Origin of the sequence: Blautia sp. HCP3S3_H10_2, assembly GCF_052122375.1 — a bacterium.
In the GTDB taxonomy this organism is placed as follows: Bacteria; Bacillota; Clostridia; order Lachnospirales; family Lachnospiraceae; genus Blautia_A.
The window spans coordinates 13,422-30,015 of the sequence record NZ_JBQKCL010000011.1; the positions used below are offsets into that span (position 1 = coordinate 13,422).

At 45.8% G+C, this 16,594-nt stretch carries 15 protein-coding genes; 1 reads left to right on the forward strand and 14 read right to left on the reverse strand.

Going from position 1 to position 16,594, the window contains the following annotated elements; all coding sequences use genetic code 11:
* Positions 1 to 18: 18 nt before the first annotated feature.
* Complete coding sequence (locus ACTQWB_RS12600) at positions 19 to 774, reverse strand: exodeoxyribonuclease III (protein WP_441502018.1); 756 nt, start codon at positions 772 to 774, stop codon at positions 19 to 21.
* Positions 775 to 963: 189 nt separating this feature from the next.
* Between ACTQWB_RS12600 and ACTQWB_RS12605 the strand changes: the two genes are divergently transcribed.
* Positions 964 to 1,359, forward strand: a complete 396-nt coding sequence (locus tag ACTQWB_RS12605; RefSeq protein ID WP_441502017.1) for a DUF1292 domain-containing protein — start codon at positions 964 to 966, stop codon at positions 1,357 to 1,359.
* A 416-nt stretch (positions 1,360 to 1,775) separates the two neighbouring features.
* Here ACTQWB_RS12605 and ACTQWB_RS12610 read toward each other — a convergent pair whose 3' ends face one another.
* The 13 genes from ACTQWB_RS12610 to ACTQWB_RS12670 all read right to left on the reverse strand — a co-directional run bounded on the left by ACTQWB_RS12610 (position 1,776) and on the right by ACTQWB_RS12670 (position 16,569).
* A complete protein-coding gene (locus ACTQWB_RS12610) occupies positions 1,776 to 2,288 on the reverse strand; it encodes a deoxyuridine 5'-triphosphate nucleotidohydrolase (protein ID WP_441502016.1) in 513 nt (170 codons plus the stop codon).
* A gap of 245 nt (positions 2,289 to 2,533) precedes the next feature.
* Positions 2,534 to 4,627, reverse strand: a complete 2,094-nt coding sequence (locus tag ACTQWB_RS12615; RefSeq protein ID WP_441502015.1) for a polyribonucleotide nucleotidyltransferase — start codon at positions 4,625 to 4,627, stop codon at positions 2,534 to 2,536.
* A gap of 298 nt (positions 4,628 to 4,925) precedes the next feature.
* Positions 4,926 to 5,192 (reverse strand): 30S ribosomal protein S15, encoded by a 267-nt coding sequence (gene rpsO, locus ACTQWB_RS12620; RefSeq protein WP_441502014.1) that lies wholly within the window; start codon positions 5,190 to 5,192, stop codon positions 4,926 to 4,928.
* Between the two features lie 191 nt (positions 5,193 to 5,383).
* Positions 5,384 to 6,277 (reverse strand): bifunctional riboflavin kinase/FAD synthetase, encoded by an 894-nt coding sequence (locus ACTQWB_RS12625; RefSeq protein WP_441502013.1) that lies wholly within the window; start codon positions 6,275 to 6,277, stop codon positions 5,384 to 5,386.
* Between the two features lie 34 nt (positions 6,278 to 6,311).
* Entirely contained in the window at positions 6,312 to 7,202 is an 891-nt protein-coding gene (truB, locus tag ACTQWB_RS12630) for a tRNA pseudouridine(55) synthase TruB (protein WP_441502012.1), read from the reverse strand.
* Positions 7,202 to 8,164 (reverse strand): DHH family phosphoesterase, encoded by a 963-nt coding sequence (locus tag ACTQWB_RS12635; protein WP_441502011.1) that lies wholly within the window; start codon positions 8,162 to 8,164, stop codon positions 7,202 to 7,204. Before ACTQWB_RS12635 ends, truB begins: the two co-directional genes overlap by 1 nt.
* Before the next feature lie 33 nt (positions 8,165 to 8,197).
* Positions 8,198 to 8,620 (reverse strand): 30S ribosome-binding factor RbfA, encoded by a 423-nt coding sequence (gene rbfA / locus ACTQWB_RS12640; protein ID WP_441502010.1) that lies wholly within the window; start codon positions 8,618 to 8,620, stop codon positions 8,198 to 8,200.
* Between the two features lie 142 nt (positions 8,621 to 8,762).
* Positions 8,763 to 11,756: a translation initiation factor IF-2 gene (gene infB, locus ACTQWB_RS12645; protein ID WP_441502009.1), complete on the reverse strand. Its 2,994-nt coding sequence runs from the start codon at positions 11,754 to 11,756 to the stop codon at positions 8,763 to 8,765.
* Positions 11,757 to 11,795: 39 nt separating this feature from the next.
* Positions 11,796 to 12,116, reverse strand: coding sequence for a L7Ae/L30e/S12e/Gadd45 family ribosomal protein (locus ACTQWB_RS12650; protein WP_441502008.1), 321 nt, complete (start codon positions 12,114 to 12,116; stop codon positions 11,796 to 11,798).
* A complete protein-coding gene (gene rnpM / locus ACTQWB_RS12655) occupies positions 12,103 to 12,381 on the reverse strand; it encodes an RNase P modulator RnpM (RefSeq protein ID WP_441502007.1) in 279 nt (92 codons plus the stop codon). The genes ACTQWB_RS12650 and rnpM overlap by 14 nt, the downstream gene beginning before the upstream one ends.
* Positions 12,365 to 13,594, reverse strand: coding sequence for a transcription termination factor NusA (gene nusA / locus ACTQWB_RS12660; RefSeq protein WP_441502006.1), 1,230 nt, complete (start codon positions 13,592 to 13,594; stop codon positions 12,365 to 12,367). Before nusA ends, rnpM begins: the two co-directional genes overlap by 17 nt.
* Before the next feature lie 47 nt (positions 13,595 to 13,641).
* Complete coding sequence (rimP, locus tag ACTQWB_RS12665) at positions 13,642 to 14,106, reverse strand: ribosome maturation factor RimP (protein WP_441502005.1); 465 nt, start codon at positions 14,104 to 14,106, stop codon at positions 13,642 to 13,644.
* 216 nt (positions 14,107 to 14,322) lie between these two features.
* Positions 14,323 to 16,569, reverse strand: a complete 2,247-nt coding sequence (locus ACTQWB_RS12670) for a DNA gyrase/topoisomerase IV subunit A (protein WP_441502004.1) — start codon at positions 16,567 to 16,569, stop codon at positions 14,323 to 14,325.
* Positions 16,570 to 16,594: the final 25 nt, after the last annotated feature.

Here is a 16,594-nt window from a genome sequence, read left to right on the forward strand (position 1 = left end):
GTAACTGTTCAGAGCCGGTTACAATTTCAGATCCAATTCTACCGGGCAATGGTCCGAGCCCATGATATCACTATGAATTTTCGCATCCTCCAGCTTCTCTTTCAAAGATGGGGACGTAAGGAAATAATCAATTCTCCATCCTGCATTCTTCTCTCTTGCCTTAAACCGGTAGGACCACCAGGAATAGGCACCCTCAAGATCCGGGTAAAAATAACGGAACGTATCAATAAATCCTGCCTCCAGCACCTTGGTAAAGCAAGCACGCTCCTCATCCGTAAAGCCTGCATTCATGCGATTGGTCTTAGGATTCTTAAGGTCGATTTCCTGATGGGCCACATTCATATCCCCACAGCAGATCACAGGCTTCTTCTCCTGTAATTTCAGAAGATAAGCCAGGAAATCCTTTTCCCATTCCATACGGTATTCCAGTCTGCGAAGCTCTGACTGGGAATTGGGTGTATATACGGTAACCAGGTAAAAATCATCCATCTCAGCAGTGATCACACGGCCTTCTTTGTCATGTTCTTCTATTCCAAGTCCATAAGATACGGATATCGGTTCTTTCTTTGTAAACACAGCTGTGCCGGAATAGCCCTTACGATTGGCGTAATTCCAATACTGATAATAGCCTGGCAGCTCCAGCTTCACCTGGTTCTCCTGGCATTTCGTCTCCTGCAGACAGAAAATATCCGCATCTAACTTCGCAAAGCTTTCTTCAAAGCCTTTGGTGATACATGCGCGGATTCCATTTACATTCCATGATACAAGCTTCATGTTCTTCTCCAATCTGTATATGATCTTATCGCTGTTCACATTATTTACCTGTTATTTTCAGTGAACAAAACTTATATTCTAACACTTTCTCCATTATAACACAGATTTTCCTATTCACAAAACCTTATTTTTCTGGTACAATCAAACTATTATTCAGAATACAAAATTAACTAAAGTGAGGTACTTACAATGAGTGATTTCGATATGAACAATTCCTGTAGCAGCTGTGGAAGCAGCTCATCCTGCGGTGGTTCTGACTGCTCCACATGTGGCGGATGCAGCACAGACGCTTCCCAGCACAGCACCATCACCCTTACCATGGAGGATGATACCGAGGTAGAATGTGCCATCCTTACCATTTTCCCGGTAGATGCCAAGGAGTATATCGCTCTTCTTCCACTTGATGAAGAGGGCCAGAACCATGACGGTGAGGTTTATCTGTATGCTTTCGCCCGTACCCCCGAGGGTGCGCCGATGCTTTCTAACATCGAGAGTGACGAGGAATACAATAAAGCTGCTATCGCATTTGATACCGTTCTTCAGAACGCCCGCGAGGCTGAAGAAGCTGGCGAACCGTTAGAATAACGGAAATAACTAAAATTTTTCTATTCTCAAAACTATACTATATTTCAATTTATTCTAAGTTATGATATAATTTAAAAGCTACCACCCCTAGACAGGTACAGAAAGGGGGTGCAGTGCTTATGAATTCAATTTCATCATTTATGCTTTCTGTCTCGGCAAGTATAGTTGCCTACTATATTTGCAAATGGCTGGACGGAAAATAGCAGCTGGTAGTCAGCCTAGGGCATAATCCACCCTGCCAAAACGGACAAAAAGCCCCGGAGGTGCGAACTCCGGGGCTTTTGCTGCATTGCTTATGAATACATTTCATCATTTTGCCTATTGGCATTATAGCATATGCAAATTCTGAAATCAATATACTACCTTACTTTTTTAAGTTCGTTTTAAATATACAATTTATCAAGTAAGGTTTCTGCTTACTTCGTGGTGCTTCCAAAACCACCATTTCTTACATCTGTCACGTCATCATCCACTGTGATTCCATATTCTACGAAAATTCCCTGCATAAAGCCGGTATCTGCCTTTAATTCCACTACTTTATTCTCATTGGTGTCATTGGTGAGCTTGGCAAAAATATGTCCTTCATTGTCAGAATAGAAATAGTCGCTGTCGATGATTCCAACGGTATTATTCAGCTGCAGACGGAATTTGAAGCCAAGACCACTTCTGGGATAGCATTTCAATACCCACTCCTGATCCATTTCTACGCGGATACCGGTAGGAATCTTAAGAGTCTGGCCAGGCTGTATGGTAAAATCTGCCGGGGAAAAGAAATCATACCCTGCGCTTCCCGCTGTGGCTCTTCTTGGAAGGCGGATGCTTTCATATATTTCTTCTGTTTCTTCAGCAGTTACACCCTCAAATGTATCCATCCAGTCTGCTACAAAACGTTCTTTACTTACTTTGTGAAATTTTGCTATTCTTTTCATTGTTTTTTATCCTCAATTTTAACACTGTTTTAATTCATGTTCTTCCCACACATATTGCAATAATATATTTATACATTATCTTGCTATTCAACTATTTCGCAATAAGATGCAAAGAATGCCGGGCATTTCTGTCCGGCACTCTGAAATTCTTATGAAACTAGAGCGTGTTTAAAACACGTTCTAAAACTGCTTTTCTATCTATCCAAAGCCAGGCTGCCTTGGAATCTGCCCTGCAGTCTGGAGATTTATGCCTCAGCTGGAACATCCTTGATGCTGAAGCTCATTCTGCCCATCTTGTCTTTTCCAAGACAGATAACGGTTACTTTATCACCAAGTGTAAGAACGTCCTCTACGCGGTTGATTCTCTCCTTGCAAATCTTGGAAATGTGAACCATTCCCTCTTTGCCAGGTGCGAATTCAACGAATGCGCCGAACTCCTTAATGCTTACAACCTGTCCGGTCAGAATCTGTCCCTGCTCGAAATCAGAAGCGATGATCTCAACCATACGCTTTGCTTCCTGCATATTCTTGTCATCTACACCGCAAATAGATACAGCACCTTCATCTGTGATGTCGATCTTAACACCTGTACGCTCAATAATGGTATTGATGGTCTTACCTCTCTGACCTACTACATCACCGATCTTCTGAGGATCGATCTGAATCTGGATGATCTTCGGAGCATATTTTCCAACAGTTGTACGTGGTGCAGGGATACATTTCTCAATAACCTCATTCAGAATGTACTCTCTGGCTTCCTTGGTACGTCTGATTGCTTCCTCTACGATCTGTCTTGTAAGACCGTGGATCTTGATATCCATCTGGATTGCTGTGATACCGTCATGGGTTCCGGCAACCTTGAAGTCCATATCGCCGAAGAAGTCCTCAAGTCCCTGGATATCGGTAAGAACGATATAATCGTCATCTGTGTCGCCTGTAACCAGACCACAGGAAATACCTGCAACCGGTTTCTTGATCGGTACACCAGCAGCCTCAAGGGACATGGTGGATGCACAGATACTAGCCTGGGAAGTAGATCCGTTGGACTCAAAAGTCTCGGATACAGTACGGATTGCATATGGGAACTCTTCTACACTTGGAAGTACCGGTACAAGAGCTCTCTCAGCAAGCGCTCCATGACCGATCTCACGACGTCCCGGTCCTCTGGATGGCTTTGTCTCACCTACAGAGTAGGACGGGAAGTTGTAGTGGTGCATATATCGCTTGCTTGTCTCAAACTCGTCAAGTCCATCGATTCTCTGAGCCTCTGCAAGAGGTGCCAGAGTAGTGATGGTACAGATCTGTGTCTGTCCACGGGTAAACATAGCGGAGCCATGTACTCTCGGGATGATGTCAACCTCTGCTGCCAGTGGACGGATCTGTGTGATCGCACGGCCATCTGGACGCTTGTGGTCTTTCAGGATCATCTTACGGACAGTCTTCTTCTGATACTGGTAAACAGCCTCACCAAGAACTGCCAACCACTCTTCTTTGTCTGCGAAAGCCTCTTTCAGCTTATCTGTGATCTGGGCAATGTTATTCTCTCTTGTCTGCTTGTCATCAGAGAATACTGCGACCTCCATCTCTTCCAGAGGAACGATCTCCTTGATGGCATCAAACAGCTCCTGCGGAACTGCACAGGATTCATAGCTGTGTTTCTCTTTGCCGCACTCTGCAATGATCTGGTCAAAGAATTTGATGATCTCCTGGTTTACTTCATGTGCCTTGTAGATAGCTTCGATCATCTGATCTTCTGGAACCTCGTTGGCACCAGCCTCGATCATGATAACTTTGTCTCTTGTGGAAGCGACTGTCAGCTGAAGGTCGGAAACATCCTTCTGAGCCAGTGTAGGATTCACAATAAACTCTCCATCAATCAGACCGATCTGTGTGGTTGCACATGGGCCATCAAACGGAATATCAGAAATGCAGGTAGCAAGGGAAGAACCAAGCATAGCCGGGATCTCCGGATTGCACTCTGGGTCAACTGACATAACCATATCTACCAATGTCACGTCATTTCTGTAATCCTTCGGGAACAGAGGACGCATCGGTCTGTCGATAACACGGGAAGTAAGGATCGCATGCTCGCTTGCCTTTCCTTCTCTCTTATTGAAACCGCCTGGGATCTTGCCTACGGCGTACATTTTCTCTTCATATTCAACACTTAACGGGAAAAAGTCGATTCCCTCTCTTGGCTCTTTGGATGCAGTTGCTGTAGCAAGTACAGTAGTGTCACCATAATGCATAAGTGCTGCGCCGTTTGCCTGTTTCGCAACACGTCCGATATCTACGGTAAGTGTTCTTCCAGCTAATTCCATGGAATAACTTTTGTACATGTTTTTTCTCCTTTTTAATATGAAATCTTGTTTCTGGAGGCTGCTTTCCAGATGGCATACACCAGATCTGCAGCACTCTTTTGGTTTCGCCAGAACAGAAGTCCGAAACGACTGAAAAAAGCACTTGAATATTACATCCAGTTTCCAAACACTTTACACCAGTCCTCAAATGTCCTTTTCAGAAGTCTCGGAAATCCTCGCCCACAGCTGTAGCACAGCCTGGACAATAGTGCCTCTGTTATGGCTTTTGCATCTTAAAATGGGGGCGGATGGATATCCGCCCCCTTCCGCATACTAATTATTTTCTTAATCCTAATTTCTCAATCAGTACACGGTATCTTTCGATGTCTGTTTTCTTTAAGTAAGCTAACAGTCCACGTCTCTGACCTACCATTTTCAGCAGACCACGTCTGGAATGATGATCCTTGTGGTTGTTCTGTAAATGTGCTGTAAGCTCCTGGATTCTTGCAGTAAGAACAGCTACCTGTACCTCTGGTGAACCAGTATCTCCCTCACATCTTGCATACTCTTTCATGATTGCTGCTTTCTTTTCTTTTGAAATCATCTTGATTTCCTCCTTAAATTTTAATGGTCTCCCATGCAGGTAATCCTGTGGGGACATAATCGCCGCATATTAAGAGACGGTCGGAGTTTCCAACCTCTGAATATGGGCTGTTCTCTTATATGGAAAACAGGATAAACCTGTTCACACCTTGCCTAGTATAGCATACCCGCCAGATTCTGTAAACTGTTTTTTCAGTTTCCTTCAAAATATTTTTTTCCATCTTCGGCATCAGCCAGCAGTCTGTTCTTCAAAGCCTCAAGTGATGGGAACTTTTTCTCCGGGCGCAGGAACTTCTTGAAATCCACCCTGCAATTTTCCCCGTAAAGGTCTTCCTCACAGTCAAAAAGGTAAGTTTCCACTCCCACAAAGCTCTCCCCGACAGTCGGCTTATACCCGATATTGGTAATTCCATGGTAAACCTTGTCGCCAAAATAAGAGCTGGTCACATATACCCCGTTTGGCGGCAGAATTTTCGTCTTCGGCGGCACAATGTTCGTGGTAGGCAGAAGCACTTTGTGTCCCATTCCCCTGCCATGAACCACCTGGCCTTCTACAAAATAGTCACGGCCCATAAGAGAAGTAACTTTTTCCATGTTGCCTTTTTTTAATTCTTCCCGGATATAAGTACTGCTGATCTTCCTGCGTCCATCCATTTCCTTCGAAAGAATTTCCACATCAAAGCCATATTTTTCTCCAAATTCCCCTAAAAGCTGGGGCGTTCCTTTCCGCTCATAGCCGAAACGGTTGTCCTCGCCTACTACCACATAGGATGCCCCAAGATCTCCCATCAGGATTTCTTTTATAAAATTCTCAGCCTTCATATGCCGGATTCTGTCATTTAACTGGCACTCCACCAGCGCATCCACGCCAAGCCTTTCCAGAAGGGAAGCCCGCTCCTGGCTGGTAAGGATCATATTGCTGGAAGCATCAATAGCAAAAAGAACTGCCTGCTCCCCCAGTGCCTTACGCTCCTTGATCTTTTCTACCAGCTTCTGGTGACCGCGATGAATCCCGTCAAATTTTCCCATTGTCACTGCACAGTTGGCAAGCTTTGGAAACTCACCATCTATCTTCAGGTATTCCATATTTTCTCCTGTCAAATCCATTACTGTTCGATTATTAAAACATTTTTATCGGATAGTATTTCTTTTTCCCCTTGTCCCATTGAAAAATACCTGTAAAAGTTCCGTCGCTGGCATACATCCGCACCCAGCCCTCTTTGTGCTGGGGACTTACCAGATTGTCAGACAACGGATTTCCATTCTGTAAAAGCCTGTCCCCGTAGGAATCTGCATAAAGGGCAGGGTAATCGGCAAGAACCTGTTCTACCGGATAGATCATGCTGGAAATGGTCCCATCTGCCACAGCAGCCTCCACTTCACTTAAGGTATGGCTTTCCGAAAGGGAATACCGTCCCACCTTCGAACGAAGCAGCTCCTCCATGCATCCCCCACAGCCAAGCTTCTGTCCAATATCGTGACATAAAGTACGGATATAGGTTCCCTTGCTGCAGGTAACTCTTATTTTCACCAGAGGTAGCTTCATTTCCAGCGGCTCGATCTCATAGAAGCAGACCGGGCGGGCTTTGCGCTCTACCGTCTTGCCTTCTCTGGCCAGCTCATAGAGTTTTTTCCCATTCACCTTCAGCGCGGAATACATAGGCGGAACCTGAAGCTGCTCACCCACAAAGCTGGCAAGTGCTTCTCTTACCTCATCCTCTGTTATATCCACTGTTTTTTCTTCCAGAATGGTTCCTGACATATCCTGGGTGTCTGTGGTAATCCCCAGATGCAGAACCGCTTCATAGGTTTTCTCCTTATCTGTAAGAAGATCTACCAGCTTGGTTCCTTTGCCAAGTGCTACAGGAAGGACCCCTGTGGCATCCGGGTCAAGTGTACCCGTATGCCCGATTTTCTTCATGTGAAGGATTCCCCGGAGCTTGGCAACCACATCATGGGATGTGAACCCTTTTTCTTTATGAATTACAATAATTCCCTGATATTCTGCCATTACTGTTCCTGTCCTAAAAGCTGTTTTTCTATCTGTTCTGAAATATTGTTGATCACATCATACATGGAACCGGCCAGATCACACCCTGCTGCTTTTACATGTCCACCGCCGCCGAAATAGGAAGCGATTTTGCTTACATCCACAGCGCCATTGGAACGCAGGGATACCTTGAACACCTGGCTTTCATGCTCATAGATGAACATTGCCACTTCCACACCCTTTGTCAGACGGAGCTGGCTTACGATGCCATCCAGGTCAGTTGGTTTTACACCATAGAAATCCATGTCTCTCATTTTCATATAGCCTACAATACATTTGCCATCAAGAAGCATAATGCTCTCTGCCAGCACACGGCCCATAACCTGGTTCTGGATATAACTCTTCTGATAAAAAGACTGGTCTATGATATTTGAAAAATCAACTCCTTTTTCCATCAGGTCTCCGGCAATACGCATGGTGTCCGGGGATGTGGAGGAATACTGGAACACACCTGTATCGTGGATCATTCCGGTATAAATAGCAGTTGCTATGTCCAGATTGATCTTCTCTTTGTCAAGAAGCTTGTACAAAACTTCACTGGCAGAGCTGATCTCACCGCACACGTGATTGATATCCGCAAATCCCGGATTGCTGATATGATGATCGATGCACACTGTCTTTTTCGCATTTTTGAAATGCTCACCAGCTACAGCCAGACGGTCTGGCGCACTTACATCACAGGTTACAAAAAGATCATATTCTTTTGTTTCCCCTGCTTCATAATGCACTTCGTCCATGCAGGCAATATGACCGAATACCGGTTTCGGATTCTCCAGATATATGTCTGTTTTAATTTGGGGATACCATGTTTTCATATACAGATAAAGTGCCATACAGGAACCTACACAATCTCCGTCAGGACGTACATGTCCTCCGATTCCCATGGTTTTCACACCATCCAGAATTTCCTCGATTCTCTCCATTCCCTTTTCACCTCATTATTCTTAAGAACTGTCCTATTGTTCATCGTCAGTTGCTTCAATTTCCTGACCGTTTACGTCTTCGCTTTCAGCCTCTTTGGAGTGATCATGTTCGATCACGTCATCGATCAGCTTGGACATATTCACACCGTATTCAATGGATTCGTCCAGAATAAAACGAATCTCTGGTGTGTTGCGAAGATTCAGGTTCCTGGCAAGCTGGCGGCGGATATAGCCCTCCGCACTTTTCAGACCCTTAATGGTGGACTGCTTGGATTCCTCACTGCCAAGCACACTGATAAATGCCTTGCAGGTCTTAAGGTCCGGAGCAACCTCTACAGCCATCACCGATGTCATTGGATGGATGCGCGGGTCTTTGATCTCGCCACGGATGATATTGCTCAGTTCCTTCTGGACTTCTGCATTGATCCTTGTATTTTTAATGCTGTTTTTTCTCATTTTTGAGTCTCTCCTATATAGATACAGAAAATTGGGAGCAACTGATTTTGCCCCCAACCAATGTCTGCGACCCAGAGCTGGTTCAGGAATCCTTCCTGCAAAATGCACACTACATTTGCAGGAATTCTTTCCCGGCCATACTCTAGCGAGGCACTTCTACCATAATATATGCTTCTACTTTGTCTTCTTCTTTGACATCATTGAAATCCTGGAATACAAGACCACACTCGTAGCCTGCACGAACCTCTTTGACATCATCCTTAAATCTCTTAAGGGAAGCCAGCTCGCCTTCATAAATCTGGTCCTCACCTCTGGAAATACGTACCTTGCAGCCTCTCTGGAAGGTACCGTCAAGCACATAGCTTCCTGCGATGGTTCCAACACCAGAAGCCTTGAACAGCTGACGAACCTCTGCATGACCGATAACCTTCTCCTCGAATACCGGATCCAGCATACCCTTCATAGCAGCTTCCACGTCCTCGATTGCCTGGTAGATAACCCTGTACAGACGAAGATCTACGCCTTCCTGCTCTGCCAGCTGTTTCGCTGTGGTATCCGGACGAACGTTAAATCCGATGATAATCGCATTTGATGTAGCAGCAAGGCTGACATCAGACTCATTGATGGCACCAACACCACCATGGATCACTCTTACCACAACTTCCTCATTGGAGAGTTTTACAAGACTCTGCTTAACTGCCTCTACAGAACCCTGTACATCAGCTTTGACGATGATCGGAAGCTCTTTCAGATCGCTTGCCTGAATCTGGTCAAACAGATTATCCAGGGAAAGCTTGCCCTTTGTTTCCTCAAGAAGACGGTTCTTATTCTCGGAAACAAATGCTGCTGCAAAATTCTTAGCTTCTTTATCGTTCTCGAAGGACATAAGGACTTCACCTGCATTCGGCACATCGCCAAGACCAAGGATCTCTACAGGAGTAGATGGTCCGGCCTGTTTTACACGGTGTCCCTTATCATCCATCATGGCACGTACTTTACCATTGCATGCTCCGGCTGCGATGAAATCTCCCACATGAAGGGTACCCTTCTGTACAAGGATGGTAGCAACCGGTCCTTTTCCTTTATCCAGCTGTGCCTCAATAACAAGACCTCTTGCGGAACGGTTCGGGTTTGCCTTCAGCTCGGAAACTTCTGCTGTTAACAGGATCATCTCAAGAAGGTCATCAATACCCTCGCCTGTCTTTGCAGATACCGGTACGAACGGAGTTGTTCCGCCCCAGTCTTCCGGGATCAGCTCATACTCGGAAAGCTCCTGTTTTACACGCTCGATATTTGCACTTGGCTTATCGATCTTGTTGATGGCAACAATGATCTCTACGCCGGCTGCTTTTGCATGGCTGATAGCCTCTACAGTCTGCGGCATTACACCATCATCAGCTGCAACTACAAGGACAGCGATATCTGTGGAGTTCGCTCCACGCATACGCATGGCTGTAAACGCCTCATGTCCAGGGGTATCAAGGAAGGTGATCTTCTGGCCATTGATATCTACCACGTAAGCACCAATGTGCTGTGTGATTCCGCCAGCCTCGCCTCTTGTTACATTTGTCTTACGGATTGCATCCAGAAGGGAAGTTTTACCATGGTCAACGTGTCCCATAACGCAGACTACAGGTGGTCTTGGCACCATTGTGGACTCGTCTTCCTCTTCCTCTTTCAGAAGTTCCTCAATTACATCTACTTTTTCTTCTTTTTCTGCAATAATATCAAATCCAAGAGCGATCTCTTCTGCCTGTTCGAAATCGATCTCGTGGTTTACGGTTACCATCTGGCCTTCCATAAACAGCTTCTTAACGATTGCAGATGGCTGCATCTTCATAGCCTCAGCAAGCTCGCGGATTGTAAGCTTCTCTGGAATTGTGATCTCCTTGATCTCCGGCTTCTTCTCTTCTGGTTTCTGCTGTGGAGCTGGTTTCTGAAGAGCTTTCGGGATTCTGGACATCTGGTTTCTGCCGCCCTGGTTTGGTCTGTGTCCGCCACCTGATGTCTTGTCAAAATCTTTCTTCTTATTCTTATTCTCTCTGTCACGCTCACGCTTGCTGTCCTTGGAGGTCTTGGTCAGCTCTGGTGTGAACATAGCGTCTGATCCACTGCTTCTTCTTGCTCCTCCGGAACGCTGTCCCTGGGACTTCTGTCCTCCGAAACGGCCTTCATTACGGTTGTCGCCGTCTTTATTGCCACCGAAACGGCCCTGGCCGCCCTGTGGTCTTCCCTGGCCGAATCTGCTTCCATTTCCGTTTCCATTTCTATTGTCACGACCCTCGCCCTGACGGAAGCCGCGTCCGTTACCATCACCCTGGCGCGGTCCTCTGTTCTGGGAATCTCCCTGTCTTGCAGGTCTGTTCTGTCCATCACCATTTCTGTTTCCACGGAATCCACCCTGGCTGCCATTTCCCCCCTGTGGTCTTCCCTGGCCGAATCTTGGGCCATTTCCGTTTCCATTGCGGTTGTCACGATTATTATCGCAGCCTTCACCTTGGCGGAAATTACGGCCGCCCTGATTATTTCTGTCGCCATTCTGGAAATTACCCTGGCGCTGCTGGCCTTCATTTCTGTTCTGCTGTGCAGCTGGTCTTGCAGGTGCGTCAGCTTTTGGTGCTTCTGCTTTCGGTGCAGACTGCGCCGGCTGTGCTTTCGCAGGCTCTGCCTTAGGTGCTGCTGGTGCTGCCTTTACAGGAGCCTCCGCTTTTGGTGCTTCTGTTTTTGGAGCCTGTGCTTTCGGTGCGCTCTGTGTTTTCGCAGCTGTTTCAGCCTTTGGCGCCTCAGTCTTTGGTGCTTCTGCTTTTACAGGAGCTTCTGTTTTTGCAGCTGCCGGCTGTGCTGCCGGACGTGTTCCCTGTGGACGAGGTTTTCTCTCTCCTGCGGGTTTCTTTCTGCTTTTACCGCCATCGCTTGCATTCTGCGCATGATATACGCGGATAATATTCTTTTTCTTCTTCGGTGCCTCTGCACCGTCGCCTTCTTTCTTTACTGACACTTTCTGCTCTTCTGTCTTAGGAGTCTCCAATGTTATTCCTTTCTCCTTTCCCGTATCTATCACTTTTTTCACTTTATTATTCTTATTCTCTCTGTTTAACTTCACTTTATCTTTGGCAGGGTCATGTGACTGTATCATATGCCATTCTCCCTTCGCCAAACTTGAACATCCATGCTTTTAGCACTCTTTTCCGTCTTCCTGCAGTACCTTCATGATTGCTTCTGCAAAATTATAATCCTGCACTGCAAGACTGGCACGGAATTCTTTGCCCATTGCATGGCCTAATGTCTCTTTATCGGAAAGGACATACAATGGCACCTCATAAAACTCACACATATTCCGGAATTTCTTCTTCGTATTCTCGGAAGAATCCCCTGCTACGATAGCCAGATATCCTTTGCCTGTCTTAATAGATTTCTCAGTGGAAAATTCCCCACTGACTGTCTTACCGGCCTTTGTTGCCAGTCCGATCAGGGATAATGCTTTATTGTTCTTCAATCCTATCAAACTCCTTCTCAAGGCTCTCATAAACCTCATCCGGGATAGCTGCCTTCAAAGAACGCTCCAGCCCGTGATTCTTCCTTGCCTTTTCCAGGCACTCACGGTTAAAGCAGATATAAGCCCCGCGTCCGTTCTTCTTGCCTGTAGCATCCAGAACGATCTCATCCTCTGCGGTTTTTAGCACCCTGATCATTTCTTTTTTATTCTTCATTTCTCTGCAGCCAGTACACTGGCGCATGGGAATCTTATTCTTCGTCTTCATTCTCTACCGCATCCTCAGTCTCTTCAGACTCTTCACCGGCAGCTGCCTCATCACCTTCGGATGCTTCTTCTGCCTCAGAATCAGCATTTTCTTCGGAAGCAGCATCTTCAGAGGATTCCTCATACTCGTCGTCCTCGTAGTATTCCTCATCCTCATCATAATCATAGAAGTCACCGGACTCTCTTGCCTGGGTCTCGCTCTTGATATCGATCTTAAATCCGGTCAGACGTGCTGCAAGACGTGCATTCTGTCCCTCTTTACCGATTGCAAGGGAAAGCTGGTAATCCGGAACTACAACAAGTGCTGTCTTCTCATCCGGATCTGCCATAACTGCGATAACCTTCGCCGGGCTTAAAGCATTCTCAATAAGGATCGCAGGGTTCTCATCCCAGTTGATGATATCGATTTTCTCGCCGCGAAGCTCGTTTACGATTGCGCTGACACGTGCTCCATTTACACCTACACATGCTCCAACCGGATCTACATCAGGATCATTGCTCCATACAGCAAGCTTGGTACGGGAGCCAGCCTCACGGGCAATGCTCTTGATCTCAACGGTTCCGTCTTTAACCTCGGCTACCTCAGATTCAAAAAGACGTTTTACAAGGCCTGGATGTGTTCTGGAAACCAGGATACGTGGTCCTTTCGGGGTATCCTTAACTTCAAGAATGTATACTTTGATTCGCTCTGTAGGCTGGAAGGTCTCCCCTTTCACCTGCTCATTCTCACCAAGGATGGCATCTGCTTTTCCAAGATTTACGCTTACATTATGGCCTACAACACGCTGTACGATACCGGTAACAACCTCTTTCTCATTGCCATGATACTGGTCGAACAGAACCTTACGCTCTTCCTCGCGGATTTTCTGAAGGATGACGTTCTTCGCATTCTGTGTGGCGATACGGCCAAATTTATCAGAGTGAACCGGCACCTTCACGATATCACCGATTTCAGCGTTGGTATTCTGCTTCTGCGCTTCTACCAGGGAAATCTCCTCTGCAGGATCTTCCACAAATTCTACAACCTTACGGTCTGCATATACGCTGAAATCACCAGTTTCTCTGTTGATGGTAACGTGTACATTGTCAGCTTTTCCAAAATGGTTCTTGTATGCCTGGATCAGGGACTGCTCAATAGCATCCAGCAGAGTTTCTTTGCTGATATTTTTCTCGCGTTCCAGTTCATCCAGAGCACCCATTAACTCCTTGTTCATTTTTCTTATTTCCTCCTTTTGCTTCCCAGTTTAATCGCTCATTCCTGTTAAAAATCAATTGCCAGACGTACCAGTGCGATATCCTTCTTGTCGAATGTACGGGATGTACCCTTTTCGTCTATTGTCACACTGTTATTATCATATGCTGTCAATTCACCACAAAATTCTTTCTGTTTCTCGATTGGCCGGTAGGTTCTGATCTCTACCAGTTTCCCAATGCTTCTGGCAAAATCCTTTTCCTTCTTCAGCGGTCTGTCAAGTCCTGGAGAGCTGATCTCCATAATGTAGCTGTCTTCGATGAAATCATCCTCATCCAGCTTATCGCTGAAAGCACGGCTTACTGCCTCACAGTCATTTACTGTGATTCCGCCTGGTTTATCAATGTAGCCACGAAGGTACCAGGTTCCTGCTTCCTTCACATATTCTACATCTACCAGTTCAAATCCATAGCCCTCTACGATCGGAGCCAGCATTGCTTCTGCTTTCTGTTCATACTCTTCTTTTCTGCTCATTTTCCCACCTGCCTTTCTTATCCATCATTATCAGCAAAAAGAGTGGGCTCACGCCCACTCCTTTGTCAACAAGTTCTGATTTCTTACATTCTAACACCTTTATCTCTAAATTGCAAGGGCTTTTTCTTATAAAATGCCCATTTTACGGGCTTTTAACCAAATCTGGTGTTCTTCGCCCACAGTTTATGCACTCTTTTAACCTTGTTCTTTATTTGATCAGACCCTTGGCTTTGTTCCTTTCGTATCACGTTTCGCAAGCTTTACTTTATTCAACGCATATGGCTTGTCATGATACTGGATGGTATATTCCTGCCGCGGCTCGATCAGATAAGCATGCTCCAGCACATCCCCGGCTCCAAGCTTCATTCCTCTTACTCCCACAGAGGTTTTCTTCATTGTGGAAACATCGGTTTTCAGAATCCGGAGGAAATAACCGCCCTGACTCTGGAAAACAACCTGTTCCATCTCATCAGCAGGACCTACGAAGATCAGCTGGTCATCCTCCCCAAGCTTGGTAGAGGCAATGGTTCTCTTTGCAACATCAAACTCTGCTCCTGCGACCAGTTTACACATAGAAGTCTTCGTAACAAACAGAAGGGTAGACAGTTTCACCTGTCCCACTGGTGCCACATAAAGAATCTGCTCCTGGCTGCTGTCGTAATTGCTCAGATTATCAGCCGGTGTTCCTTTATCACGGAAACGTACCAGCGGAATATCTGCTACTTTAACAGAATGCATACGTCCTATATCGGTAAAAATACAGATTTTGTCTGTATTCATGCAGGTAAATATAAATTTATTCTCTGCATGGGCAGCTTCTTTATTACGCTCATAAGCATTCTTATCGATCAGACGCATATAACCGAACCGGTCCATAAGGAAGCAGACTTCTGTTTCTTCCATCTTCTTCTCTTCATATACTGCTTCTTCTGCATTTTCGATCACAGTTTTTCTCTTTGTGCTGTATTCTTTCTTGATTCCGTCTAATTCCTCGATGATTACTTCACACATGGAATCATAGTTATTCAGAATATCTTCATAAGAAGCAATGTTTTTCATCGTCTGGTCATACTCTGCCTGAAGTGCCTCAATCTCCAGTCCGATAAGACGGTACAGGCGCATCTCCAGAATGGCAGTTGCCTGATTTTCTGTGAATTTCAGATTTTTAGCGGCTTTCTCGCTGGCTTTGGACTTAAATTTAATCCCCTCTGTCACACCCTCAACCAGACATTTCTTAACCTGGTCGCGGCTTTTGCTTCCCCGGAGGATTTCAATGATCAGGTCAATAACATCACAGGCTTTTATCAGACCTTCCTGGATTTCTTTTTTCTCCAGCTCTTTGCCAAGAAGTGTTTTATATTTACGTGTGGTTATTTCAAATACAAAATCCACATGATGCTCAATGATCTGCTTCAGGCTTAAGGTCTCAGGGCGTCCGTCTGCAACGGCCAGCATATTCACTCCGAAGGTATCCTCCAGCCTGGTCTTCTTATAAAGCATATTGGTAAGATTCTCTACATCTGCATCCCGCTTCAGCTCCAGCACAATGCGGATTCCCTCTTTAGAAGACTGGTTGGAAATATCCACGATATCTGTGGTCTTCTTCGTTTCCACAAGAGAGGCCACATCATTCAGGAATTTACCGATGTTGGCACCGATCATGGTATAAGGAATTTCCGTGATCACCAGCTGCTGGCGGCCACCTTTCAGTTTCTCTACTTCCACCTTGCCCCGGAGACGAAGCTTGCCAGATCCGGTCTCGTAAATGTTCAGAAGGTCATCTTTATTTACCACCAGACCCCCTGTAGGGAAATCCGGGCCTTTCAGATAACGCATAAGGCCTTTCACACTGATGTCATTGTTCTTAATATAGGCTTTTACCGCGTCCACGACCTCACCAAGATTGTGGGGTGGAATGCTGGTAGCCATACCTACTGCAATGCCGTCTGCACCATTTACAAGAAGATTGGGAATTTTCACAGGAAGCACCTGTGGCTCCTTTTCTGTCTCATCAAAGTTTGGCATAAAGTCTACTACATTTTTGTCAAGGTCTGCCAGAAAAACCTCCTGGGTCAGCTTCTCCAGTCTGGCCTCTGTATATCGCATGGCAGCGGCACCATCACCCTCGATGGAGCCGAAATTACCGTGTCCGTCTACCAGAATCTTGCCTTTCTTAAAATCCTGTGCCATCACCACCAGAGCTTCGTAAATGGAGCTGTCGCCATGGGGATGATATTTACCCATGGTATCACCAACAATACGGGCACACTTACGGTAAGGACGGTCGTAACGGATTCCAAGCTCATACATATCATACAGGGTTCTTCTCTGTACCGGCTTCAGACCGTCACGTACATCTGGAAGTGCCCTGGAGATGATAACGCTCATGGCATAATCAATATAGGATTTCTGCATCACGTCCGCATAATCCGTGGCAATTACATTCTCCTGTTTTGTTTCCATATTTTTTATCCTTTCTAAACCGGAC